Source organism: Rhizobium freirei PRF 81 (genome assembly GCF_000359745.1).
Taxonomy (GTDB): Bacteria; Pseudomonadota; Alphaproteobacteria; order Rhizobiales; family Rhizobiaceae; genus Rhizobium; species Rhizobium freirei.
Map to the genome: position 1 here is coordinate 1 of NZ_AQHN01000046.1, position 222 is coordinate 222.

The window sequence follows — 222 nt, forward strand, 5'->3', positions numbered from 1 at the left end:
TGCCGTCAAGCAGGACAATGGCGGCGTCCAGACGCTGGTCGGCACCACGGTGACGACCGGTGGCAATCTCAGCATTGCTGGCACCAATGGCGTCAACATCATCGCCAGTTCCGCCAAGGTCGGCGGCGACCTGTCCGTTGCCTCCTCGAACGGTTCCGTCAACATCATTTCGGCGGGCGTCGACAATACCGTTCTCGGTAAGGACCGTCTGAACCTTTCTCA

Annotated in this window: 1 protein-coding gene; it reads left to right on the top strand. The window is 60.4% G+C overall.

What is annotated here, in order from left to right; genetic code table 11:
* On the top strand, nucleotides 1-222 hold a 222-nt coding region (locus tag RHSP_RS08565; RefSeq protein ID WP_037150626.1), incomplete at both ends, for a hypothetical protein.